This is a genomic window from Halorientalis sp., from assembly GCF_028275115.1.
GTDB lineage: Archaea > Halobacteriota > Halobacteria > Halobacteriales > Haloarculaceae > Halorientalis.
Map to the genome: position 1 here is coordinate 96,699 of NZ_JAQCNH010000055.1, position 23,782 is coordinate 120,480.

Annotated in this window: 23 protein-coding genes and 1 tRNA gene; 8 read left to right on the top strand and 16 right to left on the bottom strand. The window is 66.0% G+C overall.

The annotated features are described in order from the left end of the window. Window positions 1-20: 20 nt before the first annotated feature. Window positions 21-1,073 (top strand): HTH-type sugar sensing transcriptional regulator TrmB, encoded by a 1,053-nt coding sequence (gene trmB / locus Q0964_RS08595; protein ID WP_299266004.1) that lies wholly within the window; start codon window positions 21-23, stop codon window positions 1,071-1,073. A 177-nt stretch (window positions 1,074-1,250) separates the two neighbouring features. After that, the gene (locus Q0964_RS08600) at window positions 1,251-2,447 is read left to right on the top strand and encodes a glycosyltransferase family 2 protein (RefSeq protein WP_299266006.1); all 1,197 of its coding nucleotides are present in this window, start codon (window positions 1,251-1,253) and stop codon (window positions 2,445-2,447) included. Between the two features lie 26 nt (window positions 2,448-2,473). Here Q0964_RS08600 and Q0964_RS08605 read toward each other — a convergent pair whose 3' ends face one another. The 7 genes from Q0964_RS08605 to psmA all read right to left on the bottom strand — a co-directional run bounded on the left by Q0964_RS08605 (window position 2,474) and on the right by psmA (window position 10,456). Continuing rightward, a complete protein-coding gene (locus Q0964_RS08605; protein WP_299266009.1) occupies window positions 2,474-3,526 on the bottom strand; it encodes an AAA family ATPase in 1,053 nt (350 codons plus the stop codon). Window positions 3,527-3,566: 40 nt separating this feature from the next. After that, the gene (locus tag Q0964_RS08610) at window positions 3,567-5,000 is read right to left on the bottom strand and encodes a DUF7519 family protein (protein WP_299266012.1); all 1,434 of its coding nucleotides are present in this window, start codon (window positions 4,998-5,000) and stop codon (window positions 3,567-3,569) included. Beyond that, window positions 4,997-6,295 carry a DUF58 domain-containing protein gene (locus Q0964_RS08615; RefSeq protein ID WP_299266015.1) on the bottom strand — a complete coding sequence of 433 codons (1,299 nt, stop codon included), beginning with the start codon at window positions 6,293-6,295 and terminating at the stop codon, window positions 4,997-4,999. Before Q0964_RS08615 ends, Q0964_RS08610 begins: the two co-directional genes overlap by 4 nt. Next, complete coding sequence (locus Q0964_RS08620) at window positions 6,292-7,029, bottom strand: DUF7269 family protein (protein ID WP_299266017.1); 738 nt, start codon at window positions 7,027-7,029, stop codon at window positions 6,292-6,294. Before Q0964_RS08620 ends, Q0964_RS08615 begins: the two co-directional genes overlap by 4 nt. Next, window positions 7,022-8,905: a DUF4129 domain-containing protein gene (locus tag Q0964_RS08625; protein ID WP_299266020.1), complete on the bottom strand. Its 1,884-nt coding sequence runs from the start codon at window positions 8,903-8,905 to the stop codon at window positions 7,022-7,024. The genes Q0964_RS08620 and Q0964_RS08625 overlap by 8 nt, the downstream gene beginning before the upstream one ends. Window positions 8,906-8,999: 94 nt before the next feature. Beyond that, a complete protein-coding gene (gene psmB / locus Q0964_RS08630) occupies window positions 9,000-9,719 on the bottom strand; it encodes an archaeal proteasome endopeptidase complex subunit beta (RefSeq protein ID WP_349254450.1) in 720 nt (239 codons plus the stop codon). Next, window positions 9,716-10,456, bottom strand: coding sequence for an archaeal proteasome endopeptidase complex subunit alpha (gene psmA / locus Q0964_RS08635; RefSeq protein WP_299266022.1), 741 nt, complete (start codon window positions 10,454-10,456; stop codon window positions 9,716-9,718). The genes psmB and psmA overlap by 4 nt, the downstream gene beginning before the upstream one ends. 141 nt (window positions 10,457-10,597) lie before the next feature. Here psmA and Q0964_RS08640 point away from each other — a divergent pair, with 141 nt between their 5' ends. Beyond that, window positions 10,598-11,011: a GIY-YIG nuclease family protein gene (locus Q0964_RS08640; RefSeq protein WP_299266025.1), complete on the top strand. Its 414-nt coding sequence runs from the start codon at window positions 10,598-10,600 to the stop codon at window positions 11,009-11,011. A 6-nt stretch (window positions 11,012-11,017) separates the two neighbouring features. On the opposite strand, the gene Q0964_RS08645 is transcribed toward Q0964_RS08640, so the two are convergent. Then, window positions 11,018-11,788 carry an enoyl-CoA hydratase/isomerase family protein gene (locus Q0964_RS08645; RefSeq protein WP_299266027.1) on the bottom strand — a complete coding sequence of 257 codons (771 nt, stop codon included), beginning with the start codon at window positions 11,786-11,788 and terminating at the stop codon, window positions 11,018-11,020. Between the two features lie 273 nt (window positions 11,789-12,061). After that, the gene (locus Q0964_RS08650) at window positions 12,062-12,367 is read right to left on the bottom strand and encodes a putative quinol monooxygenase (RefSeq protein WP_299266030.1); all 306 of its coding nucleotides are present in this window, start codon (window positions 12,365-12,367) and stop codon (window positions 12,062-12,064) included. Window positions 12,368-12,741: 374 nt separating this feature from the next. Between Q0964_RS08650 and Q0964_RS08655 the strand changes: the two genes are divergently transcribed. Then, complete coding sequence (locus Q0964_RS08655; RefSeq protein ID WP_299266033.1) at window positions 12,742-13,416, top strand: cupredoxin domain-containing protein; 675 nt, start codon at window positions 12,742-12,744, stop codon at window positions 13,414-13,416. A gap of 328 nt (window positions 13,417-13,744) precedes the next feature. Here Q0964_RS08655 and Q0964_RS08660 read toward each other — a convergent pair whose 3' ends face one another. The 3 genes from Q0964_RS08660 to Q0964_RS08670 all read right to left on the bottom strand — a co-directional run bounded on the left by Q0964_RS08660 (window position 13,745) and on the right by Q0964_RS08670 (window position 16,098). Further along, window positions 13,745-14,545, bottom strand: a complete 801-nt coding sequence (locus Q0964_RS08660; protein WP_299266035.1) for a hypothetical protein — start codon at window positions 14,543-14,545, stop codon at window positions 13,745-13,747. Between the two features lie 123 nt (window positions 14,546-14,668). Further along, the gene (locus Q0964_RS08665; RefSeq protein ID WP_349254453.1) at window positions 14,669-15,649 is read right to left on the bottom strand and encodes a CHAD domain-containing protein; all 981 of its coding nucleotides are present in this window, start codon (window positions 15,647-15,649) and stop codon (window positions 14,669-14,671) included. A gap of 125 nt (window positions 15,650-15,774) precedes the next feature. Continuing rightward, entirely contained in the window at window positions 15,775-16,098 is a 324-nt protein-coding gene (locus Q0964_RS08670) for a hypothetical protein (RefSeq protein ID WP_299266038.1), read from the bottom strand. Window positions 16,099-16,363: 265 nt separating this feature from the next. Here Q0964_RS08670 and Q0964_RS08675 point away from each other — a divergent pair, with 265 nt between their 5' ends. Further along, on the top strand, window positions 16,364-17,128 hold the full coding sequence (locus Q0964_RS08675) for a bacteriorhodopsin (protein WP_299266041.1): 765 nt from the start codon (window positions 16,364-16,366) through the stop codon (window positions 17,126-17,128). A 58-nt stretch (window positions 17,129-17,186) separates the two neighbouring features. Beyond that, window positions 17,187-17,414: a hypothetical protein gene (locus tag Q0964_RS08680; protein WP_299266044.1), complete on the top strand. Its 228-nt coding sequence runs from the start codon at window positions 17,187-17,189 to the stop codon at window positions 17,412-17,414. A gap of 33 nt (window positions 17,415-17,447) precedes the next feature. Here the strand turns inward: Q0964_RS08680 and Q0964_RS08685 are convergent, their stop codons facing one another. The 4 genes from Q0964_RS08685 to Q0964_RS08700 form a co-directional block, all read right to left on the bottom strand. Beyond that, on the bottom strand, window positions 17,448-19,544 hold the full coding sequence (locus Q0964_RS08685) for an AAA family ATPase (RefSeq protein ID WP_299266047.1): 2,097 nt from the start codon (window positions 19,542-19,544) through the stop codon (window positions 17,448-17,450). Beyond that, window positions 19,541-19,711: a hypothetical protein gene (locus tag Q0964_RS08690; protein WP_299266053.1), complete on the bottom strand. Its 171-nt coding sequence runs from the start codon at window positions 19,709-19,711 to the stop codon at window positions 19,541-19,543. Before Q0964_RS08690 ends, Q0964_RS08685 begins: the two co-directional genes overlap by 4 nt. Window positions 19,712-20,519: 808 nt before the next feature. Then, window positions 20,520-20,593, bottom strand: a tRNA-Ile gene (locus Q0964_RS08695). A gap of 80 nt (window positions 20,594-20,673) precedes the next feature. Continuing rightward, window positions 20,674-21,186 carry an FxsA family protein gene (locus tag Q0964_RS08700; protein WP_299266056.1) on the bottom strand — a complete coding sequence of 171 codons (513 nt, stop codon included), beginning with the start codon at window positions 21,184-21,186 and terminating at the stop codon, window positions 20,674-20,676. Window positions 21,187-21,298: 112 nt separating this feature from the next. On the opposite strand from Q0964_RS08700, the gene Q0964_RS08705 reads away from it, so the two are divergent. Further along, entirely contained in the window at window positions 21,299-22,921 is a 1,623-nt protein-coding gene (locus Q0964_RS08705) for a DUF255 domain-containing protein (RefSeq protein ID WP_299266059.1), read from the top strand. Window positions 22,922-22,978: 57 nt separating this feature from the next. Beyond that, window positions 22,979-23,782: a TrmB family transcriptional regulator gene (locus tag Q0964_RS08710; protein WP_299266062.1), complete on the top strand. Its 804-nt coding sequence runs from the start codon at window positions 22,979-22,981 to the stop codon at window positions 23,780-23,782.

Below are 23,782 nucleotides of genomic sequence, written 5' to 3' on the forward strand. Positions count from 1 at the left end.
TCGTCGGCCTGAGAGAGGACATGAGCGAGGAGGACCTCCACGCGACGCTGGAGCGAGTCGCCGCGCGCTTCGATTTCGGCGAGTACGAGTCGGCAGCCTACCTCACCATTCTGGAACACGGCCAGTTGACCGCCTCGGAGATCGCCGACCGGACGGACATCCCACAGCCCCGGGTGTACGACACCGTGCGCGACTTGGCCGACCTCGGTCTCGTGGAACTGCAGGAGTCCCGACCGATGCGCGTTCTGGCGGTCGACCCCGAGGAGGCCTTCGCGGACTTCCAGACCTCACTCGACGACCTCGTCGACGGCCTCTCCCGGCGGTACACCGCTCCCGCCCGGGACACCGAAGCCGTCTCGCTGATCAAGTCCCGCTCGACGATACTGCGATACCTCGAAGAGATAATCGGAGCCGCGGAGTACGAACTCATCCTCTCGCTCGACCCCGAACTACTGGACCGGTTCGCCGACGACCTGCGCGCCCAGCACGAGGCCGGCGTCGCTATCGAACTGCTACTGTCGCCGGCCGCCGACGTACCCGACAAGTCGGAGTTCGACTACCTCGACGTGGCGACGACGGTCCGGGCGCGCCGTGGAATCACCACACCCGTCGTCGCCGTCGCCGACGGGGACTACTCAGTCTACGCTACGCAGGACGCCCTGCAGGGTGACCGTGACCGATACGGCGTGATCTTCAATCGTTCTGAACTGGGCTTTCTGGTTTCGGGCTTTCTCAACACCGTTCTCTGGACGACCGCAGAGACCGTCGCCGAAGGAACCGACGACCGACCGTTCCCACGGCGGTACGCGACGATTCGCCGGTGCATCTCCGACCTCCGGCACGCGGAGGGCGACTTCTACGCCGCTATCGAGGGCCGGGACGTGCTGACCGGCGAGCGCCGGGAGGTCCAGGGCTCCGTCGATCAGGCCGCGTTCGGTGCCGGTCGCCAGACCGCGACGCTGATGCTCGAGACCGACGACGGCCCGGTCGAAGTCGGTGGCCAGGTGGCCGCCGTCGAGGACGTCGAAGCCCACGAGATCCGGATCGGCGAGGACAGCCCCCCCAGCGTCTGAGTCCACCCGCTCTATCTGTCCGTTCAGTACTTCGCCCAATATTACTGTGTTTAAGTCCTATACCGGATTTAAAGTATTGAACCAATAGATTTTATGCTATCCAGACTTCTATCATTCAAATATAGTGGACGTGATTGGACGATCGTTGGACGCGGCGAGTGTTGTTAGGGATAGAGAATGAAAGCGGAACGTATCGGCCTGTTCGTCGTCGGTGGGGCGTTGTTGGTCGCAGGGGCGTGTATCGTCGTGCCACGGCCGACACTCGGGCTCGTCGACTGGTCTGCCGTCTTCGGCGCACTCCTGTGGGCGACGACGGTGCTGTTCGTCGCAGCTGTGGTGGTCTGGATGGTGTTGACGTACGTCGTCGGCTCGGGGTACGAACCGCCAGCCGGGGTTCACCGCGGTGACGACGTTCAGGTGCGAGTCCTCACGGTCGATTCGGCCGCGGTGGTGCAGGCGACGGTCGACTCGCTCCCCGAGGAGTTCGACGACGTTCGAGTGATTGCGGAGTCGCCTGTCTCTGTCGAAGGCGCGGCCGTTCACGTCGTCCCAGACGGGTTCGAGTGTGACGCCGTTCGGAAAGGGCGCGCCATCGAGTGGGCACGCCGGGCGCTGTACTGTGATCGGGAGTTCGTGCTGTATCTCGACGAGGACAGCCGGCTGGAGTCGTTCGACGGCCTCCCGGACGCTGACGTGGTGCAGCTTCAGGAACGACCGCGTAACACCGGGTCGCTCCTGTCGTATCTGGCGGACGTGTACCGCATGGGCGTTCAGGTCGAACAACGGGCGTTCGCGAGACTGTCGATCCCGCTGTTCGCCTGGGGTGGCGGTGTCGCCATCCGACGCACGGTCGAAGACGAGGTGACGTGGGACCGGGAGACCCTGGTGGAAGACACCGCGTTCGTCTGGGCGGCCGCTCAGCAACTCGATTCGTTTCGCTTCGAGCTGTCGACGGCGACCTGTCGCAACGAGGCACCACCGTCGCTGGTGGAGATCACACAACAACGCCGTCGGTGGGCCGCCGGGAACCTCGAAGCGGCGGCCACGCTCCCGTTCTGGTACCAGGTCGTGACTCGCGTGCGTAACTGCGCGTGGGCACTGTCACCGATCGTCACGCTGGTCGCGGTCCCGGTGTCCGTTCTCGGGACCGGGGTCGTCAGCAGTTCGTTCGCCGTCGTGTCGTGGGTGCTGGGCGCGTTCACCCTGTTCTGGTATCTCCGTGGAGTGCTGTACTACGGCCGTGAGCAATTGGCCTGGGCGCTGGCCCTCCCGCTGGCACCCATCGTCACCGTCGTCCACTCGATGGGAACGGTCGCAGGTATCCTCAGCCCGCCAGGTGAGTTCCGGGTGACCGAAAAAATCGGTGACCGGTGACGCTGCGGCGGCACAGGCTCGCAACGCTACTGTCGGTCGTCCGAGCGATCCGGCGTGGACTGCTGTTCTGCCTCGGGGCCTGGTTCCGTGCCGTCGGTCGTCACGTCACCGGCCTCGGGCGCCACGCCGGGGACGTCGACAGTCGCCATCGCATCGCGGACGACCGCACGGGCGTCGACACCTTCGACGCCGGCCTCGGTCGTCAGGACGATACGGTGAGCCATGGCGGGTTCGGCGATCCGTTTCACGTCGTCGGGTGTGACGTACTCGCGACCGGAGAGCACCGCGCGGGCGCGAGCCACCTCGAACGTCCGCTGGATGCCACGGGGCGAGACGCCGACCTCGGCGCGGTCGTCGTCGCGGGTCGCCCGCGCCAGTTTCACGATGTAACGGCGGACGTCTTCGTCGACGCGGACCGCCTCGGCCGTCTCGCGCATCGCGCGGACGGTAGCGGCATCGGCTGCCGGGTCGACGCTCGGAGCCAGCGTCCGGCGGTCGGCCCGGCGGGCGAGCAGTTCCAGTTCGCCGTCGATGTCGTTGTAGCCGATTGCGGTCTTGACGCCGAATCGGTCGCGCTGGGCTTCGGGCAGACGGAAGGTCCCTTCCTGTTCGATTGGGTTCTGCGTGGCGACGACGACGAAGGGGTCCGGGAGCTGGTGGGTCTCGCCGTCGACGCTGACTTGACGCTCCTCCATGGTCTCAAGTAGTGCGGCCTGTGTCTTCGGTGGCGCGCGGTTGATTTCGTCGGCCAGTACCACGTTGGTGAAGACGGGACCCGCGGCGAACTCGAAGCAGCCCTCGTGTTCGTTGTAAACGTTCGATCCGGTGATGTCGGCGGGCAGCAGGTCGGGCGTGAACTGGATACGGGAGAACTCGAGTCCCAGTGCCTCGGCGAGTAGGCGGGCCGTCACGGTCTTACCGGTGCCGGGCACGTCTTCGAGCAGGACGTGCCCGCGCGAGAGGACAGCGGTGAGAATCGTCTCCAGCACCTCGCGGTCGACGACGGCCGCCGACCCAATCCGGTCGAGAACGGCGTCGCTTCGTTCGGCCGCCGCGTCGAGGCCCAGTGCGTCGGTCATACGAAGTATCTCGCGGTCCATCGAAATGAACGCCTCGGGTTCATCCGCGAATCGGTCCGAGCAGGGCGAAGACCCCCGCGACGGCCAGCACCGTCGCCGAAAGAATCGGGGCCTGCGGGCCGACGCGACCGAACAGAGCCGCGAGTCCCGTCGCGAGAAGCACGGCGCCCACCGCGAGACCAACGGTGGCAACGCAGTGGAGCAGTTCCAGCCGACGGGTATCGGGCCGGTGGCCGAGTTCCATCGTCAGCCCGAGGCCGAATTCGCCCGCGTCCCAGACGACCATCGACCCCGCGACGCAGGCGAACACGACGGGGGCGGGAACACGCAGGACGGCCGCACCGATACCCGTGACCAGCAGGCCGGCACTGGCCAGCGAGAGCGACCCTGCCCGGTCGGGGAGGACGTTCACTGCCACCGCGAGCGGCCCGACCGAGTAACAGAGCATGAACAGCATGCCCGCAAGCAGGATCACCGCGGCGAGAACCGCCGCACCGGACAGGCCGGCCGCGTCGGTGCGACTGGAGAGCAACAGCGCGAGAATCGGGAACGGAAGCGCGAACAGTGCGACCATCCCGAAGGTCGGCCCGGCGAGCCAGTCGGTGTCTCCGGCCGTCGCACGCCGGGCGGCCACGGCGACGAGCGCAGCCAGCAACGCGCCGACACCGACGAGAAACACCGGCAGGCGCACCCAGACCGTCGACAACACGCCGAGGGCGAGCGCCAGCCCCGGCGTCCGGTAGAGTCCAGCCGTCGCCCCGACAGTTTCTAGCACGCCGAGCAGGAACCAGCCGGCGAGACAGGCGGCGACGACCGTCCGCGTCGCCGCCCGCCAGCGGTCGCGCCGTCGGTCGACCTCGTCGCTGGGAACCGCGAGCAACTGCTCGAGCGGGAGGCGCGTCGCCGCCACCCAGACACATCCCACGGTGAACGCGAACAGAAAGAGTAGCGTCGACAGCGACGGCAGGTTCGGCGCGACCCCGAACTCCCAGAGTATAACGGCGAAGCCCACGACGACGGACAGGATCACGCCGGCGACGAAAGGGAGAAAAACGCCAGCCCACCCCTGCTTCATGGCACGAACGGTCGTGTCGTGGGTGACGTTCGCCCAGGCACCGGCCAGACCGAGCCCGACGAGGGCGCTTCCGAACGCGAGCAGGAATCCGCCGGGTCCGCCGACGAGCGTCGCAGCGACGACGCCGCCGAGTGCGAGCAGCCCGCCCGGCATGAAACAGAACTGCCCGACGGCCAGTTCGCCGAGAGTGTCCCGGTCGAGGAGCGCCGTCCCCGCGGCGACGAACGTCCCGCCGAGCGCCGCGAGTTGTACCGCGTCGAGCAGGCCGCTCGTGAGTCCGGCGGCGAGCGTGACGGCGACGGCCACGACCGCCGCGACGCCGAGACTCGCTGCCCGCGCCCGTCCCTCGTCGCCAATGGCCGACGGTCGGTCCAACCGCGGCCCGAGCAGCAGGATCACGACGACCCCCCAGTGAGTGCGCCTCGGGCGTCCGCCGCGAACGCCGCTTCGAGTACGACGTACAGCGGCGTGGCCCGGCTCCAGTCGACGGCGCGTGCACCCGCTGCTTGGCAGTTCACCAGCCGGGTGTGGCGTCGGACCGTCTCGAACTGCCCGGTGGCGGTGTTGTGGGTCAGCACGTCCGGCGAGAGGACGACCCGCGAGTAGTCGCGGACGCCCCACGCCTCGACCGTCTCGACCGGCCAGCCGTCGAGCAACGGCGAGAAGAGGACGAGTTGGGCGCGTGGCGGCGCGAGCGTCGCAACCCGACTGGCCTGCGTTTCGGGGTCGACCTCGGGCTCGTCGGCAGTCGTCTCTGTCGCCGCCGCCAGCAGGTCGCGAGCCCGCGCTCGCCGGTCGTGACCGGGTCCGGGTGCGAGCCAGTGGAGGCCGGCGGCGTCGGGACCGTCCGCACCGACGACAGCGACCCCCACCTCGTGGCCGGTACCGAGCAGGTCCTCGAGGGCGTGCGTCGCCGCGTAGGCAGCCAATTCGACCGCTGTCGGGCGGGCCGGTCCGGCGACGACACGGCTGGCCGGTCGCGCGTCGACGACCAGCACGACGCTCGACGCGTGCCGTTCCCGGTAGTTGACTGTCGTCAGTTCGTCGCGTTTGGCGTAGTGACGCCAGTCGATGCGCGAGGCCGGGTCGTCGCGCTGGTATGGCCGTGTCGAGTGAAACTCCAGTCCTTGGCCGGGCGAGTCGGTCGGCATCCCGCCGGCGAAGCGGTCGCCCTCCTGTTCGATGGGGGGGGCGCTGGCGTCGAGCCGACAGCGCAGTCGGTCGTCGCCGGCCGCCGCGACCGTTCTGTCGGCGGCCGCGCCGGCACCGAAACTCCGGACACGAGCGTGGGGCCGTCCGAAGCGATGGTCGCCGCGTTTGGCCACGACACCGTACTCGACCTGCAGGGTGTCGCCAGGTTCCAGCGCCGTCCCGGCCCGTGGCGAGTCGTCGATGACGCCCAGCGCCTCCGGGACCGTGTCGACGACACGGACGTCCGGCAGCGGATTCGCGCCGACGTTCTCGACGGTCAACGTCACGGACACCGTCTGCCCCGGCGGGACCGTCGCCGGTTCGACCACACGGTTGGCTCGCAGTGTCACGTCGGCGTCGGCCGTCGAGAGGACGCCGTACGCCAGATACAGGAGTGGGACGACGGCCGCGAGCAACAGGCTGGCGTAACCAGCGGCCGCACCGACCGTGGCGAGGACCGCCGCCGCGGCCAGTCCGGCCGTCCAGCGCGCGGTCGGGTTCACCGGTCGGCCTCCTCCGGGGGTACCGGGTCGTCCACGGCGGGCTGAAGACTTCCGTCCACGTCCCGCTGGAGCGTCTCCAGGCGCGGCCGGACGATCTGAACGCGTCGCGGGGCGTCCTGTCCGGGAACCTGCGGGAGGGCGTCGCCGGCCGACTCGTCGACGGCCGCAACCGCTCGCCGGACGCGACGCCTGAGTTCCCGCTGGGGGTAGAGCCAACCCGCGAGGCGCGCGCGAATCGGTCGGTCGGGCATCGATACCTTCGAGGCACAGACCGACGCGGCCACGGGGTCGTCGGTCCAACTCCCGCGCCGGATCGACTGACGGGCCGCCGCCCGGTCGCGGCCGCCCGCGACCAGCGCGTCCTCGAGCGCCCTCGACACTACTGGCCGGACCACGTCGACGCCGGCAGCGACCGACCGCTCCGCCCGCGCTCGTTCGCCTGCCTCGGACATGGTGTCTGCGAGCGCCCGCCCGGACAGCGCCGTGTCCTCCGGCGTCCGTTCGGGAGCGGGCGACACGAGCGGCCCCCGAGCGGACTCGGTCGCCTCCGACCCGCCCAACCGCCACAGCGCCCAACAGATAGCGACCAGCGCGAGCAGGATTGCGACTCCACGCAACACCGGACTCGGCTCGGGCGTTGCACCGGAGACCGTCGCCCGAGCGGCGATCCCGAGACTCGCTAAAATGGCGGTCACGCCGAACGCGAGTCGGAACCGGAACAGCCACTTACTCACCGTCGCTCACCTCCCGCTCGGCCTCGCCCGAGCTATCGTCCGCGTCGTCGTCGGCGGCCTCGCGGTGGTCGCGCAGGCTGTCGAACGCCGTCCGGGCACGCTCCTCGCGCTCCGGTGTCTCCGGCCGGTCGCCGTACTCCACGTCCCGGAAGACCCGCGTGAGGTCCCTGACTGACCCGCGCGGAAAGCCCGCCTCCGAAGCCTCACGGGCCACCTCGCCGGGCGTGCGCTGCGGCCAGCGCTCCGGTGCGACCCACCGGGCGAACGCCCGCCAGCGCTCGCGCAGTCCCGGGGGGGCGCGCCGGCTGGCAGTCCTGGACGTGGCGGCCACGCCACCCTCCCCCGGGCTCCCGTCGTCGGTTCCGGTTCCGCTTCCACGGAGCGGACCGGGCAGTCCGCACAGCCGCGTCCACACACGCCCGACCACGGCCCGAGTCCGGCCCGGGAGCGCCAGTAGCCACGCGAGGGCGGCCATCGTCCAGTCGCGGACTGCACCGAGCGGTCGCCGCCTCCACAGCGACACGAGCGCGGTGCGGAGGGCACGGAGACGAGCGGCCAGCCAGTCGAGCAGTCGCTCCAGCGCGGCGGTGGCTCGAAAGGCGAACGCGACGAGCCATCGCGTGACACGACGCAGGCGCTCTGCCAGCGAGATGGCCCTCGTCGTGACGCTGGCAGTTCGACTGGCCAGTCTCGCCGCCGCGAACGAGAGCGCGAGGACGGCCAGGAGTACGACGAGCCCTGTCAGCGCGTACAGCCCCAGAAGCGACTGGCGCGTGGTCAGCATACCCGACCGGAGCTCGACGACCGCGGTCGGGTCGGCCGGGAGCGAGAACCGAAATCGCCCGTCTGCGTCGGTAGTCCCGAGTCGCTGGCCGTCCAGCGTCACCGTCGCGTTCGCAACTGTCCGGTCGCCCAAGCGTGCGGTCACTACCGCGTCGGCGCCCGGAACCGCGAGAACCGTCACCGGGTTCACGACCGCACGAAGTTCGGTCACCTCGACGGTCGTCTCGCCGCCGAACTCGCCGCGCTCGACACGAACCGTCAGCGTGTCGCGGCCGTCGGTCGGTATCTCGAGTCCGTACCGGCCCCCGTCGTCGGTCGTTCCGACCTGCTCACCGTCGACCGTCACTGTAGCCTCTCGCATCGGTTTCCCGTCGATGGACGCCGCGAGGGCCACCCGCTCACCCGGGATCGGTTCGCCCTCGACAGCGACCCGCACGTCACCGTCGACGGTGACTCCTCGCGTGACACGGGGGCCGCCGGTATCCTCGCCGCCGTCCTGGTCGGCGCGTTCGTGGTCAGCGGCGTTCCCGGGCACCGACCCCGACGCTTCGGTGCCCGCCGCTGCCGGGACGATAGCGGCGCTGGCGGCACCGACGGCAGCCCTGGAGCCGTCGGCTGCCCGATTGGTCGCACACGTCGAACCGGACGGAAGCGTCGCTTCGAGCGCGAGTTGCTGCTCGTAGGGCACCTCGACCGGAACCGTGCCCCGCTCGCCGGTCCGGCCGACAACCGCCCCGTCGAGCGAGACGCGGGCCCCCTCGACGCGACCGTCCTCGTCGGTGACGACGACCGAAATCCTAGCGCCGGGTGTCGGCTCTGCGACAAACCGCACGGTACAGGAGCCGGGTAACTCACCGTCGGCCGACTCGTCGTCGCTCAGCAACCGCAGCAGCTCCTCGACGGCGTCACCGAACCCGATCTCGCCGCCGGAGCCGCCAGACGGGGCATCCGGACTCTCGCCGGGGCCGCCAGAGCCGAGTCCCAGCCCCGCCTCGACCTGTGGCGCGGCGAAGGCCGCGACGAACAGGCCAAGCGCGCACAGCACGAGAAGGGCGAGCCGTCGCCGGCGAGCGGACCGTTCTCCCTCAGCCATCGAACACCCCACTCGTACGGCCGAAGATAGGCACTATCAGTACGCTGCTGGTTCGCTCGGCACGGACTATAATTTTACTGAAAGAGAAGGCGGCCTACAGGATGTCGTTGTACTCGTAGGTGTCGATTTCGACGCCTTCCTCGGTGACTTCGGCGATAACGAGGCCGTTGCCGGAGCCGGTGTCACGCTCGGCGGCTGCACTCACGGCGTCGGCGGCGACCGTCGTCGCTTCCTCCATCGAGAGGTCGTCCTCGTACTGGCTCTCGAGCGTCCCGTATGCGACCGTAAGGCCGGAGCCGGTGACGGTGTAGTCGTCCTCCATCACACCCCCGGCGGGGTCGATACTGAACACGTGGCTTCCCTCGTCGTCGACGCCCCCGAGGATCGGGTTGATCGCAAAGAAGGGGCCGCCGCGGGCGAAGTTGCCTGCGAGCGTCGCCAGCGCGGACATGCTGATGTCCTGGCCGCGACGCGTCTCGTAGAGGTTGACTTCGGCCCGCAGCGAGCGGATGAACGACTGGGCACCACCCACAGAGCCGACAAGCGTCAGTGCCGCGGTCGGGTGAATCTGTTCGACCTTCTGTACGTTCTTGTTCGAGACGAATCGACCGCCCAGCGACGCGCGGCGGTCGGTCGCCACGACTACACCGTTGTCGGTGGCGATACCAATAGTGGTCGTCCCGGTCTCGTTGACCTTTTCGTTGTCCTTGTCCGTCGTGTTGGGCAGTTGGCCGAGTTCGGGTTCGTACGGGTTCTGCAGTCCTTCCTCTAAGCTCGGCGGCCCGCCCGCGGGGTTCATATCCATGTCAGTCATTCCTCGTCACCTCCAGTGTCGATCTCGTCGACGTACGATTGGATCTCTTCGGTTTCGTGGCGGCGGTACTGCTCGGTTTCGACGTCGATGGTCCCGAGGGCGACCCCTTCGGCGTCGATACCCTCGTCACCGGCGGTATCGAGGGCGCGCAGCGCGAGGTCGATTCCACCGTCGAGGTCGAAGTCTTCGCGGTACTCCTCCTCGAAGAAACTGATGAGGTCTTCACGGTCGCTACCTACGGCGAGTGCCTGCCACTCGTAGGGCGTGCCGGAGGGGTCGGTCTCGAACAGGCGCGGCTCGCCGTTCTCGATTCCGCCGACAATCAGCGCCACACCGAACGGGCGCGCACCGCCCGTCTGCGTGTACTGCTGAATCTGGTCGGTGATGTCCTTCGTCAGTGATTCCACGCCGATGGACTCGCCGTACCGGAGCTGATTGACCTGCGCGTCGCGTCGTGCGAAGTCGATCAACTGGCGCGCGTCCGCGACGTGACCAGCACTGGCGATACCGATATGATCGTCGACCTTGTGCAACTTCTCGACACTCTCGCGCTCGAGGAGCGGAGAGCGTACCCGCGTGTCGGCCGCGAGGACGACGCCGTCCTCGGTTCGGACACCGACGCTTGCGGTGCCGCGCTTGACGGCTTCACGTGCGTACTCGACCTGATAGAGGCGACCGTCCGGGGAGAAGATCGTGATTCCCCGGTCGTAGGCCTGCTGTTGTGATTGTCCCTGCATGATTTGGATCGAAAGCCGGGGGTGGCCTTCACCCTGGGTTAGTGCCTCCCGTATTTAAACCCATTTATGATACCAACTGGCATCGTCGTCGCCAGTCGCCACATCCGGAAGGTCGAACTGTGCACGAAGTGAAGTCCCGGCGTGGTCAAAGGAACGTACACTATCGTGGTCAACCTTCCGGAACCGGAGACGCTTACTATCGGTTCACTCGGTCGACATGAGCTGCCGGCCGGATACTACGCGTACACCGGCAGCGCGTTCGGCCCCGGCGGATTCAAGCGGGTGGACCGACACCACGAGATAGCCGCCGGTAAGCGCGAGACACGTCACTGGCACGTCGATTACCTGCTGGGTAACACCGCCGCCGGAGTGGAGACGGTGGCCCGCTCGCCCGAGGCCGAGATCGAGTGTGCCGTCGCGGACGAGGTCGCCAGGACGGGAACGGTCGTCGTCGACGGGTTCGGCGCATCGGACTGTGACTGTCCCGCGCATCTACACTTCAGCGAGGAGCGCGAGGCACTCGTCGCGGCCGTCCGGACCGCGCACGGCCGGTAAGGCCGCTCAGCGTCCCTGAAACTCGGGGTCCCGGCCCTCGAAGAACGCGCCGACGCCCTCGGCGAAGTCCTCGGTCTCGAAGATTCGACCCTGGGCGCGGGCCTCCGCGCGGAGGGCCTCCTCCATCGAGCGGTGGGTCGCGCGCTGGACCAGGCGCTTTGTCTCCCCCACCGCCAGCGTCGGCCGTGATGCGAGGGTTGCGATGCGTTCGGCCACCATATCCTCGAACTCGTCGGCGTCGAAAGACTCCGTGGCGATGCCCATATCGACGGCCTCTTGAGCATCGATGCGACGCGCGGTGATCAGGAGGTCTAACGCCCGGCGGACGCCGACGAGTCGTGGCAGGACGTACGTCGCCCCGGTGTCGGGCGCGAGGCCGATATCGGTGAAGCCCCAGCCGAAGACGGCGTCGTCGCGGGCGTAGACGAAGTCACAGGCCGTCGCCAGCGACGCCCCCGCGCCGACTGCGACACCACGAACGACGGCGATGGTGGGTTTCTCCATCCGCAGAAGTCCGGCCGCGATGGCGTTCAGCCCGGTTTCGAGTTCCTCGACGACGGCTTTGCCGTCCATCCCACCGGAGAGGTCGATACCCGAGCAGAAAGCGTCGCCCTCCCCCTGAACGACGACCGCGCGAACCCCGGCGTCGTGTTCCAGCGAGCGGAGTTCGGCGGCCATCTCCTCGCAGGCCTCGGCGCTGATAGCGTTTTTCCGGTCGGGGTTGCTGATCGTCACCGTCGCGTAGTCGTCCTCGCGCGTGACCTCAATGTCGGCCATGCGCGGGGTGAGGTGCTCCGGGGTTAGAATAGTTGTGTGTCGGCACTGCCCCCGTGGTCGGCCAGGTCGGAACTGTCCCGATCCCGGGCGACCCTGACGAGTCCCCGCCGGTCCCAACCGTGTCGGGCCAGTCCGGAGTCTCGACCGACCCAGCCGTCAGTTCCACCGTCGCGACACTCCGGTCGTCGACGCCGTCGGCCAGCCTCGGGACGGTCACACTGTCGCCCGGAGACGAGGCTCCGTTCGTAAGCGACGGGGGACGTTAGCGCCTGTTCAGAGTTCCAGTTCGCTCATCGCGTCGACCTCGAACCGGAGAATCTCGGGTTCACCGGCAAGCCAGTCCGAGAGGGCTGCCTCGAACTCACCGAAGTGGTCGGTCTGCGTGTGGGCCGCGAGCGCCTGGTCGTCTTCGTAGCGTTCGACGAACCGGACGACGTTCGGGTCCTCTACGTCGGTGGCCGCCCGGTAGTCGAGCATCCCGTCCTCTGCGCGGGACGGTTGGGTCAGGTCTTCGATTTGGGCCAGTGCTTCCTCGCGATACTCGGGGTCGATAGGGAACGTTGCGTGGACGACGATCATCGCACTCGGCAGAGGGGGGCCGGGCACGAAAAACTATCTTGATACAGCGAGAGAATTCCACCCTCCACGCGAGGAATGAGTGTTCCGACCAGTCGGAACCGCGGATTTTCGTGATCACGAGAGACCGCGTCTCTCGGAGGACAGGGCGGGAGTGAGTCGCGTATGCTCCGGGACACACCCGACAGCGGTGCAGTTCGGGAAGCCGCGTTCTTCAGGACGCGGAGGAGTCACCGCTCCGTGTCGTGTCTCGGAAACGGGGCCGCACCACTCCCACGCCAACGGCGTGTACCGAGCCGGCACACACAGGCGGAAGACGTAATCTTCCCGGCCTGGTGGCCAGACGGTGTTATGTGTCAGGACCTCTTAGTGCCGGCGTGAACAGAAATCGACGGCGAGTCCTCGGAGCGGCTGGACTGGCACTCGTGGGTGCTCTCGCGGGGTGTACGGGAACGGACCAGGAGGGAACCGAAGATGAGCCCCCCAGTGACGCCGACACGCCGACGGGGACAGCCGCTACATCGACGACGGAGCGACAAACGGAAACGCCAACGCAGACAGAAGCGCAGACACCGACCGAAACCGAGACGGAGACGGACACACCGACGGAAACGGAGACCCCGACCGAGACCGAGACCGAAACACCAACCGAGACCGAGACGGCGACGCCGGCGGAGCCGCTGACGCCGACGGAGACGGTCTCCATGACTATCGACAACGTCGGGTTCAGCGCCTGGGAGGTCACCGAAGACGAGAGCGGGCGGGTGGCCGAAACCGAGACCGAGAATCCGACGATGACGTTCGAGACGGGGGTCCGATACGTAGTCGAGAACAACGGCGGGTCCCTCCACCCGTTCGCGCTCCGGGCGAGCGACGATACCCCGCTGCTCTCACAGGACGCCGAGGGGCGGTACGAGAACGACCGAGACGTGGACTGGGTCGACAACGGCGGCGATGTCGCGTTTACCGTGACAGAGGCGCTAGCTGCCGACCTGGCGTACTACATCTGCACGGTCCACTCGTCGATGCGCGGCACTGTACAGGTACGGTGACGACGTGTCACTGGCAGCCGGCACCGAAACGGCCCTCAGACGTCGCCGGGGACTCGGCCTCTAGCAGCTCAAATGGGAGGTCAGCGCGCTCGGCGGTGAGCTCTCGTTCGAGAGTGAAGCGGGAACGACGGTCCGGATTCGGCTGCCCGACCTCGGGGAGCACGGCGCCGAAGCCGAGCAACCGTAGCGACTCGATTTCGACGTGGGTCCACGCCGAACCCACGTGACACTCGGACTGTAATCGGGCCCGAAGTGCGACCGGATGCTGTCATCCCGCGTGCCAGCGAGCGGTGCGGAGGTGGCGAGCCCCGGTCGACGGCGACGGTCGTCAGAAACCGCCGAGGAGCGCGACGAGAAGCCCGACGTAGATGGCGTTGTAAAAGAGTGCCAAACCGGACGCTTTCACCCCGTTCCAGAGCAGTCGTCTCTCGGCGTCGTCCTCCGAGGAGTCAGAGAGAACGAACGGCTGGTCGTACACTCGCCGCAACAGCTCCGGGACGCGCGTTTCGGGGCGCTTGATAACGTACTGTCGACCGTCTGTGTTGCCGTCGACCTCGGTGGTGTGGACAGCCTCGCCGGCGACGTAAACCGCTTCGCCGGGGTCGAGACGCCGCACGTACTCCCGGCGGGCCGAATCACGCTCGGAGAACGAATCCTCCAGCAGGAGGTCGGCGCCCGCGGGGTCGACGACGACGGCATCGTTCCCACCCTCGACGACGAACGGCACGGTCACCGTGTCGTTCGTCGTCGCCTCCCAGTATTCCCTGGTTCCGTCCTCGTCTGTTTCACGTCGCTTTTTTTTGACGATGTGTTCGTAGACGAGACTCTCTGTCTCATCGTCGGCTCGCGGTGGTTCGACGGTTTCTTCGAGCGGACGTGCGGTTCCCGCAACCTCGGTCGGGCCGGGGTCGACCCTGTCAGGGCCGGCCGCCGACGACCCACGGAGTCGGAGCCACGCCCGGATACGACCGGCACCGGCCAACAGGAGTGCGATTCCGACGAGTCCAAAAAGCGCAAACACGGCGAGGGCTCCGGCTCTCCGTCCAGCGACCGCGGTCACAGCGATGATGACCGCAATCGGAAAGACGATGACGCCTGCTGCCTTTCCGATTTGTTCGAGCGAACCCATATTGAACCTATATCTGTCGGCACCAAAATAAAGTCCACGCCCGAACGCTCAGCTTTCATCGAAGTCCACTACCGTGGCCGCCGGCAACGCCGCAGGGCAGTGAAACTGGGGACCCGTCTTTCGTTACAGCGACTGAAAAAGTAGCCGTCTTCGGGGGGTCACGATGGAGCCGGAACTCCGTTCTTCGTAGGTAGTGGTCCGAGAGAACGCGACGAAGCGTAACTCCCGGTAGTCGTATGCGGTGAGCTGCCGGCCGTGGACACAACCGGTATCGAGTCCGACTGTACGGTCGGTTGCCAGTGGTTCCGAGAGGACCGTGTGACCGAAGCACACGCGCGGGGACTTCCGGCGCGTCTCGAACCAGTACGGACGGGTGTACCTGCCGTCCGGCGCCAGCGATCGCATGTTCAACAGCTCGTCGACGGTGTGCTCGGGGAGTGGTTTCCGGTGGTCGATGCCGAACAGGTCCTCGTCGTGCATTATCAGGCCGAACTCTGCGAGGTCGTTCTCGTATCCGATGACGTCCGAGAGCTCCTTCAGCTCCGCTCGGGGGGCCTTCATCGGACCGGTCCAGATACTCCGAAGGAACCGCGAGTGGTAGCGATGATACTCGATCCGTTTGCGCCACTCGTGGAAGCGCTCGAACTCGGGGTCCGCGTAGGCCTCCTGCATCCGGTTTCGCGCCTGCTTGTACGATTTCCGTAACCCGCCGGCGACGACCTCGTGGCCCGTCACTTCGACCGTCAGTGCCGCCGTTCGCTCGCGGCTCTCGACCAGGTCGGCGCGAACGTTTCCGAGTCGTCGTTCGAGACGCTGTCTGTCCGCCATCTCCTCGCGACGCGACACCAGTGTCTCCCGGACGCTGTCGAGTGTATCGCTGGAGAGCGTCCCGCTGTCATCGGCTGCGGGCCGTACGTGTTCGTCGAACACCTCGACCACCGCGTCTGCGTCCCGGATGCCCGAGACCCGCCGAGCGGTGTCCCGGTAACGAGCGTTCTCATCGTTGTAGGTAGGGACGACCGGACGGACGAGACGGGCAGTGGCCCGTGCCTCTTTGCACCGCTTGCGAACCTCGTGGATGGTCTCGTGGGAGTCTATGATCAGGCCGTCAGGACAGTCAGTAAACGAATCGTGGCCGGCGTTTTGCGCACAGGGGTGGCTCCTGGACTGCGTCTGCTGGTTGGTATGAACTCACGAGCGGGCGCAATAACTCGCGGACACAGTTCAGTTCAATACTCGTGAAAGACGCGCTCGCAGTCTGTGCACTTTATTTTGGCCGAGCGGAACCACGGGTTGAGTTTGACGACCGCACCGTGACAGTCCGGACAGACGCCCATCGAGTTCCCATCGGCGACCCGCGTCGAGAGGTCGAGCAACAGATCGTTCAGTTCGGCGATTTGCTCCTGTTGTTCTTGAACCGTTTCGCGAAGCTCTTCGACGGAGTCCGTCTCGGTGGCGGCATCGACGTCGAGAACTGCGTCGCTCTCGCTTTCTGTCGTCTCGGCACTTTGCTCCTCGGTTTCCGACTCGATAGTTTCCTCTTCCTGTCCCATATCACACTATATGAGACTCTGCTGATTCAATCTATTGGTACCGTGAACGCGTTCGAGGCGTTTTGACCGTCGCACTGGCTTCGGGAGTGAGTCGACGTTGAACCAGCCTCGCAGGCGACACCACCCCAGCAGGCTCGTCTGCCCAAGCTACTGTCACGACCGCTCGTGGCACCGAATCCCCCTGGGTACCCCACACTCAACGGTGCATGCCACACTAGTTTGGGTGCCTGATTATATGTAATCGGCACATACCGTAGTATGTAATATGGTACAATCACTGCTGCAGGTATCGAGCCTCGGCGTCGAGGGAGAGGGCATCTGGCTGGCCCTCGGAACGGTTGGAATGTTGTTGGGTATGGTCTACTTCATGGCCAAAGGCTGGGACGTTCAGGACCCCGAACAGGAGGAGTTTTTCGTCATCACGATCCTCATCGCAGGTATCGCAGCTGCGTCGTACCTGTCGATGTTCTTCGGGTTCGGCCTGACAGAAGTCGAACTGGTGAACGGACAGGTGTTGGATATCTACTGGGCCAGGTACGCAGACTGGCTGTTCACAACGCCGTTACTGTTGCTTGACATCGGTCTCCTCGCAGGAGCGAGCAACCGTGACATGGCAACGCTGGTCGGCATCGACGCGTTCATGATCGTCACGGGGCTGGCTGCGGCGCTGATGAAGATTCCCGTCGCACGCTACGCCTTCTGGACCATCAGCACCATCGCGATGCTGTTCGTGCTGTACTACTTGGTCGTCGTGGTCGGTGAGGCGGCGTCGGATGCCGGCGCGGACACGCAATCGACGTTCAGTACGCTCCGGAACATCATCCTGGTTTCGTGGGCAATCTACCCCGTCGCGTGGCTCGTCGGCACCGAAGGGTTCGGCCTCGTCGGTCTGTTCGGCGAAACGCTCATCTTCATGGTGCTCGACCTGTTCGCCAAGATCGGGTTCGGCTTCATTCTGCTTCGGAGCCGCGCCATCATGGGCGGCGACTCCGCGCCGACGCCATCGGCTGAAGAAGCAACCGCCGACTAATCACATAGAACGACGTGTTTTTTATTGCTGTCGCGGCCCCCCCAGAGAGTGTACTATCATGAGTGAGGCAGGCGATGTCCCGAAGTCACTGAACTACCAATCGCTCGGCGGACTCGTCGTCTCCGCAGCCGTGGCTGTCTTCGGTCTGTTCGCGCTACCGCTGATTCAGTCGTTCGGGCTGGAGTTCAGACCCGCATTCTGGATCGTACTCGCCATCGAAGGTGTTGGCCTCACCGGCGTTATCCTGTCAGTGCTCACGCTTCACCGGGAGCGGACACTGGAGTAATTGTAGCCCCCCTTCGGCGGGGCGTTCTCGACACTACTCGGACCGATCCAGCGACTCGTGGCGGCGGCGAGCCGCCGGTGTGAGTGACGGTTCGACCTGCTTGAGAGCCCGTCCGAAGTGGTCCGGGGTAACCTGAATCTCGGCACGGTCCACCGAGCCTCTCGGCGACGCCTCCACCGCTTCTTCCACTGCCAACAGTCCCGCCTCCCGGACGACTGCAGCGATGTCGCTCCCGGTGTAGCCGTCGGTCCGCTCGGCTAGCTCTCGCCTGTGGGCGTCGTCGAGCGCGTGTGAGGCGGTGTGGACACGGAATATCTCCTCTCGGGCTTGTCGGTCTGGCATTCCGATACTGACAGTTCGGTCGAACCGCCCCGGTCGAAGCAAGGCGTCATCGAGCAGGTCGGGACGATTGGTAGCCCCGATCACAATAACCCCGTCCTTTCCTTTGACGCCGTCGAGTTCGGTAAGTAGCTGCGAAACGACGCGTTCGGCCGCCTGCGACGTCTCGTCTGACGACCGCGTCGTCCCGATGGCGTCTATTTCGTCGAAGAACATGACAGTCGGCGCGTTCGCACGCGCTCGGTCGAACAGCTGCCGAACAGCACGTTCGCTTTCACCGACGTACCGGTCCATAATCTCCGGCCCGTCGACCGGAATGAAGTTGGCGTCACTCGTCGAGGCGACGGCACGGGCGAGCAGCGTCTTTCCGGTTCCTGGCGGCCCGTACAGTAACAGCCCGGTCGGAGCGTCGATATCGACCGCCTCGAATAGCTCCGGCCTGGTGAGTGGCCACTCGACAGTCCGGCGGAGCGCCCGTTTGGCCTCGCCTAACCCACCGATATCGTCGAAGGACACGTCTGGAATCTGGTGTGACACGCCGCCCATTCCAGCCGGTTCAGTGGACTCCAGAGCCGCGTGCAGATCTGCCCGCGTCACCGTGACGGGCCCGGAGCCGTTCATGCCCGTCGCGGCATGCTCCACTGCAGTCAGCCACAGTGTAACGAGGTCCGCCGCGACGTAGCCAAACGCGCGTTGCCCGAGCGTCGAGAAGTCGACCGTGTCGTCCACATCAGTTCCCACCGCGAGGGTCGTGAGTATCTCAGCCCTGTCGGCTTGGGTGGGCTCCGGAACGGAGATACTCTTGGAGAGACGGTCACCACCGGTCAGGTCGACCGGTAGCGTGGACTCGTCTGTGACTTCGGCGACGATTGTCACGCTGGTTGCCGAGCGGAGCTGATCGACCCAGTCACGCAGGGCTGCGGCGATCGCCTCGTCGGTTTCCGAGATAACGGTGTCCAGTTTGTCGAGGTGGACGATGCCCTGCCCACTTTCCTGTGCAGTGGTGCCCGCCGAGCGGAGCGCGTCGGCGACACTGTCGACGCCGCCGTCGATGAGCTTCTGTGGCCCGACCCGCGAGATGCTCGTATTCGTCTGCCAGGCCGCGTGACGGAGCAGATGTGTCTTCCCGACGCCGTGTGTTCCGGAGAGAACGATCCCTGCGCGACGGTCAGGCACGTCCCCACTCTTCGATTGGTAGCTCACCAGGGCCTCCATGGTCGTGCGGAGCGAATCGATGGTCGACGTGTATCCGCCGACCGCCGTCGAGGGGAGTGGGGTTTCCGTATCGGCGCCCTGCAGCGGAGCCGGCCCGTCCTCGATGACGACATCTGTGCTCTCGCGCATAACCACCGGCCCGGACGGGTTCGTCGAGACGATTCGGAGAGGGACGTCGAGTGCCCCATCGAACAGTGAGATTGATACTGTGTTGCCGATAGATATCGGACGACCGAGCAGTGAGTCCCGAACCAACTGCTCGCCACTACGGATAGCCAGTCGCGGCACCGGGGCGACCGTCACCGCGGTGGCTGTCGCTGTGTCGGCGGCAGTGACCGCCACCGACTCGCCACCGGACAGGCCAAGCTGGTTTGCCGTGTCGGGCGAGACCACTATTTGCCCCGTCTGGACGGACTCGTCTCCCCGTACGACTGCGACGGTGCCGTCGTTGACGCCACGATTGAGCGCGATAGTGTCACCGTCGCTGACCGCGAGTTTGGACTGCACCGCCGTGGGAATACGTGCTGCTGTGACGGTGTCGCTGATGCTGACTGATAGCGTGACCGACTGCGTCATGACTTGTTGGCAAGCGCGTCCGGCAACGCACGACCGTAGAGCAGGTATCGGCACACGAGGAACGCACCGACGGCCAACGGAGCGGCAAGAATGCTCACGAAGATGACTACACCGAGGGTATAGCCGATAATATTGGCCAGTATCACGACGGTGACCGCGACCGCCATCGGGGCTCGATCTTCTGGATTGAATCCACTCATAGAATTTCTGCCGTATTCCGGTCTCTAGACCTCTATCGTCTTAGCCATTCCTCTGTTTGCTCTACCGTCTCGCCGCGGCTCGACCCGCATACTGTCCAAGAAACCCGATCATAACGGCGATGCCCGAGAGTATGACGAACTGTATTGGATTACCGTTTACGCCAGCAAACACACCGAACAGCACAAAAATTGCACCGATAAACAGGTGCGCTCCAAATATGATTCTCGCTGTGTCCATTAGTATGTGTAGTATGCACGTCAGACACTATAATCACTCCCATACCGAACGCCGGTGAGTGAGGGCTACTGACCTGGATTGCTCACCCGGCTGAACCACTGCACAGCGGCATCACAGTTATGCTCCTCGAGTATACATCTTCATCGGCCACGGTTCGGCGCAGTTACGCCCCGGCGGCCAGGTGGCCGTTGCTGGAGTCGACGCACCGTGACAGACGAGCCGACAGTCCCGGGTGGTGGACCCACAAGCTACGCTGGACCGGAGCTCACGTTCCGTCGGCCCGGACGGTGTACTGCTGTTGCTCTACGCGCACTCGCCGGCACGGGGTTTCACCTCTCGTCGCGGTGTGGCACATCCTCTGTCTGCGTGCTCACCGACTGGGTGTAGTTCGTTTCGACCGGACGCTCTGTCGGTCGTTCGCGTTCTGAGGGACTGGACGTTGGCTTCCGGTGGACAGTCGAAACGGTAGCGGATTCGACGGACGACAGACGACGGACACACCGTCGTCTGGTCGTTGTGGAGTGTCCGAAGCGAAGGTGGGCCAAACCGGATTTGAACCGGTGACCTCCCGGTTATCAGCCGAGCGCTCAACCTGACTGAGCTATTGGCCCAGGTGAGCGCGAATGTACGTTCCGTCCTGCCTCTGTTAAGCGTTTCTCTTCACCGGGAGAGTAGCGGGGGGTCACGCCCGTTAGTTCGAGTCGTCGTCCACGTCGTAGGACTCGCTATCCACCTCGTAGGTGTCCCGGGAGCCTTGGCCGGGTTGGCTCTGGCCCTGTCCCTCTCCGCCTGGGAAGCCGCCGACGTACACGTTACCAGTGGCGAAACCCCTGGTCTTGGCGTCGACGTATGGCGTGACCACCCATCGTTTTGTCGCCAGACGCACGGGGTACCGGGTGAACGGCACGACCAGCACTAACCCCACAAGGTCGGTGACGACCCCAGGCGTCAGCAGCATTGCACCCGAGATCAGCAGCAACCCGCCGTCGATGAGTTCGTCGGTCGGCGGTTCGCCCTGTGCGAGTTTTCCCTGTATCCTCTGGAGGGTGTGACGACCCTCGGCGCGGACCAAGAGCATCCCGATCAGCGCGGTGAGAACGACCAGCGCTACGGTGTAGAGGGGGCCGATCCAGCCCGCGATCGCTACCAGCAACACGATGTCCAGTAGCGGGATGAGCAGGAGGAGCCCGATGATACGGAGCATGTCGGTCAGTAGCGGACCGGCACTCAAAATAGAACCGCTTCCGGCCGGATTTCCGGTTTCGGACCTGGACCCGGGGCGCAGGATACTTGTTCGGGGACCGCTACCGGGTGATATGGACGACTCCGCGGCGCGTACCAACGTCGAGTGGCGCGAGTGGGGCCAGGACGCCTTCGACGTCGCAGACCGGGCCAAAAAGCCCATTCTGCTCTCGCTGTCGGCCCCCTGGTGTGCTCACTGTCACGAGATGGACGCGACCACGTACACCGAACCACGCATCGCGGCCAACATCAACGACGGTTTCGTGCCGGTCCGAGTGAACGTCGACCGGCACCCGCGGGTCCGCGAACGCTACAACATGGGCGGGTTCCCATCGACGGTGTTCTGCACGCCCGACGGCGACATCCTGACCGGTGCGGGATACCTCGGAGTCGACGGCTTCCGGGAGATTCTGGACTCCGTGCGACGCACCTGGGACGGCAAGGGCGAGGACGCCGGCCGCGTCCCGCGTGCGCTCCGGGACGGGACGCCCCCGAGCGGCGAGGTCCGTGCCCGTATCGAGGAACACATGGTCGAACAGCTGCTGGGGGCCTTCGACGACGAGTTCGGCGGCTGGGGGTCGGACGCGAAGTTTCCGCTCCCCCGAACGGTGGAGTTCGCGCTCGTCAGAGCCCGCGACCAGGCCACCCGGACGCTGGAGGCGATCCAGACCCACCTGCTCGACACATACGACGGCGGCTTCTACCGTTTCGCCACGGGGCGAGACTGGAGCGACCCGCACCGCGAGAAACTGCTCGACGAGAACGCGGCGCTGGTCCGGGCGTTCGCCCGCGCTTACCGCTACACCGGCGAGGAGTCCTATCGGGAAACGGCCGAGACAACCGTCGAGTTTCTCACCACGGACCTGTGGACGGGCGAGGCGTTCGCCGCCAGTCAGGCCGGTGACGACGACTACTACCGCATGAGTCCGACCGACCGCGAGGACGCCGACCCGCCGAACGTCGACGAGACCGTGTTAGCGGGTCGCAACGGTATGGCCGCGGGTGCCCTGTTCGCGCTCCACGCGTACACGGGCGACGAACCGGCCCGTCGGTACGCCGAGCGGGCACTCGAGTCCGTCCTCGACGGCCTGGTCGAAGACGGCGAGGTGACCCACTACCGCACCGACGAGGCAACCGGCGAGTCGGGGCTGCTCGCCGACCAGGCCGGCGTCTTGCACGGGTTGACGACGGCCTGGCAGGTCACCGGAGAGTACGGTGACGAGGCCACGGCGGTGGCAGAGTACACACTGACCGAACGTCAGGCCGACGGTGGCGCGTTCCGCGACGGTGCTGCCAGCGGTCCGGGACTGCTCGGCGAACCACTCTATCCGCTGGACACGAACATCGAATTCGCAGACGCGCTGATCGATTTGGCGGCGCTCACGGGCCAAGACCGCTATCACGAGCGGGCCCGCGAGGCGACTGCGGCCTTCGCCGGTGCGGCCGAGCGAATGGGCGTCGAGGTGGCGAGTTACGCGACGGTCGCCTCACGGCTCCAGTCGCTCCGTGTCTTCCGGGTCGGCGCGCCCGCGGGGAGCGACCTCCACCGGGCCGCGCTCCGCGTCGCAGACCACGAAGCCGTCGTCGTGCCGGGTGCGGACGGACTCAACGGCACGGCCGAAGTCGTCGACGACGGCGAGGTGACCGGCACCGCGGAAACGCCGGACGGCCTCGCTGAACTCGCCACCGGTTCATAAAAACCACTGTGGTAAACCTGCGATGCGTTTATATTCCCGGCAGCCGACCGCTTTGCAATGGCAAGCTTGAGAGACCTCGGGTTGTCGGAGTACGAGGCGCGCGCCTACCGCGCGCTGCTGAAGACGGGGCCCACAACGGCCAAAGAGTTGTCCCGTGTCAGCGACGTGCCGATGGGCCGGATCTACGACGTTCTGAACAGCATCGAGACCTACAATCTCGTCCGCAGTCAGAGCGCGAGTCGACCGAAAAAGTACGTCGCCGTCGAGCCGCAGACGGCGCTGGACCGGCTCCTCGAGGACAAGAAGCGCGAACTCGAGGAGAAAGCCCAGCAGTACGAGGGCATCGTCGACGAACTCGTCGGCGAACTCGAGAGTGCCGAACCCGTCGAGGAGACGTTCTGGACCGCGGCGGTCGGTCCCGACGAGACCGTCGACCTGCTGGTCGAACGGCTCGCGGCCGCCGACGAGCGCATCATCATGGTCGCCTCGAGTTCCTCCCAGCAGTTCGACATGGACACCGTTGGCGACCTGATCGTCGAGGAACTCGGTAACGCGTTGGACCGGGGCGTCAACGTCTCGCTGTTGATGCGCCCGGAACTGGTCAGCGAACTGCCCGAGAGCGTTGGCGAGCGTTATCGGTCACACCTGGCCCGTCACGAGCAGTTCTCCGTCCGCACCTCGCACAACGTGTCGGGCACGTTCGAGTTGATCGACAACGCCGAGGTCTGTATCGAGGTGCCGCACCCGCTCAACGCCGAGGAGACCTTCGCCGTGATCGACCTGAAAGACCGGGAGTTCGCCGCCAACGTCCGCTCGGAGTTCGACCCGCGGTGGGAGGAGGCCGACCCGCTTACGCTGTGA

Excerpts from the sequence above, each read along its gene's own strand:
- Q0964_RS08660 (WP_299266035.1), bottom strand. The coding sequence starts at position 14,545 with ATGGGTTCGCTCGAACAAATCGGAAAGGCAGCAGGCGTCATCGTCTTT.
- Q0964_RS08710 (WP_299266062.1), top strand. The coding sequence starts at position 22,979 with ATGGCAAGCTTGAGAGACCTCGGGTTGTCGGAGTACGAGGCGCGCGCC.
- Q0964_RS08645 (WP_299266027.1), bottom strand. The coding sequence starts at position 11,788 with ATGGCCGACATTGAGGTCACGCGCGAGGACGACTACGCGACGGTGACG.
- psmA (WP_299266022.1), bottom strand. The coding sequence starts at position 10,456 with ATGCAGGGACAATCACAACAGCAGGCCTACGACCGGGGAATCACGATC.
- Q0964_RS08690 (WP_299266053.1), bottom strand. The coding sequence starts at position 19,711 with ATGGCGGTCGCGGTCACCGTCGTGATACTGGCCAATATTATCGGCTAT.
- Q0964_RS08670 (WP_299266038.1), bottom strand. The coding sequence starts at position 16,098 with ATGGGACAGGAAGAGGAAACTATCGAGTCGGAAACCGAGGAGCAAAGT.
- Q0964_RS08675 (WP_299266041.1), top strand. The coding sequence starts at position 16,364 with ATGGTACAATCACTGCTGCAGGTATCGAGCCTCGGCGTCGAGGGAGAG.
- Q0964_RS08700 (WP_299266056.1), bottom strand. The coding sequence starts at position 21,186 with ATGCTCCGTATCATCGGGCTCCTCCTGCTCATCCCGCTACTGGACATC.
- Q0964_RS08605 (WP_299266009.1), bottom strand. The coding sequence starts at position 3,526 with ATGACCGACGCACTGGGCCTCGACGCGGCGGCCGAACGAAGCGACGCC.
- Q0964_RS08600 (WP_299266006.1), top strand. The coding sequence starts at position 1,251 with ATGAAAGCGGAACGTATCGGCCTGTTCGTCGTCGGTGGGGCGTTGTTG.
- Q0964_RS08650 (WP_299266030.1), bottom strand. The coding sequence starts at position 12,367 with ATGATCGTCGTCCACGCAACGTTCCCTATCGACCCCGAGTATCGCGAG.
- Q0964_RS08685 (WP_299266047.1), bottom strand. The coding sequence starts at position 19,544 with ATGACGCAGTCGGTCACGCTATCAGTCAGCATCAGCGACACCGTCACA.
- Q0964_RS08705 (WP_299266059.1), top strand. The coding sequence starts at position 21,299 with ATGGACGACTCCGCGGCGCGTACCAACGTCGAGTGGCGCGAGTGGGGC.
- Q0964_RS08625 (WP_299266020.1), bottom strand. The coding sequence starts at position 8,905 with ATGGCTGAGGGAGAACGGTCCGCTCGCCGGCGACGGCTCGCCCTTCTC.
- trmB (WP_299266004.1), top strand. The coding sequence starts at position 21 with ATGAGCGAGGAGGACCTCCACGCGACGCTGGAGCGAGTCGCCGCGCGC.
- Q0964_RS08680 (WP_299266044.1), top strand. The coding sequence starts at position 17,187 with ATGAGTGAGGCAGGCGATGTCCCGAAGTCACTGAACTACCAATCGCTC.
- psmB (WP_349254450.1), bottom strand. The coding sequence starts at position 9,719 with ATGACTGACATGGATATGAACCCCGCGGGCGGGCCGCCGAGCTTAGAG.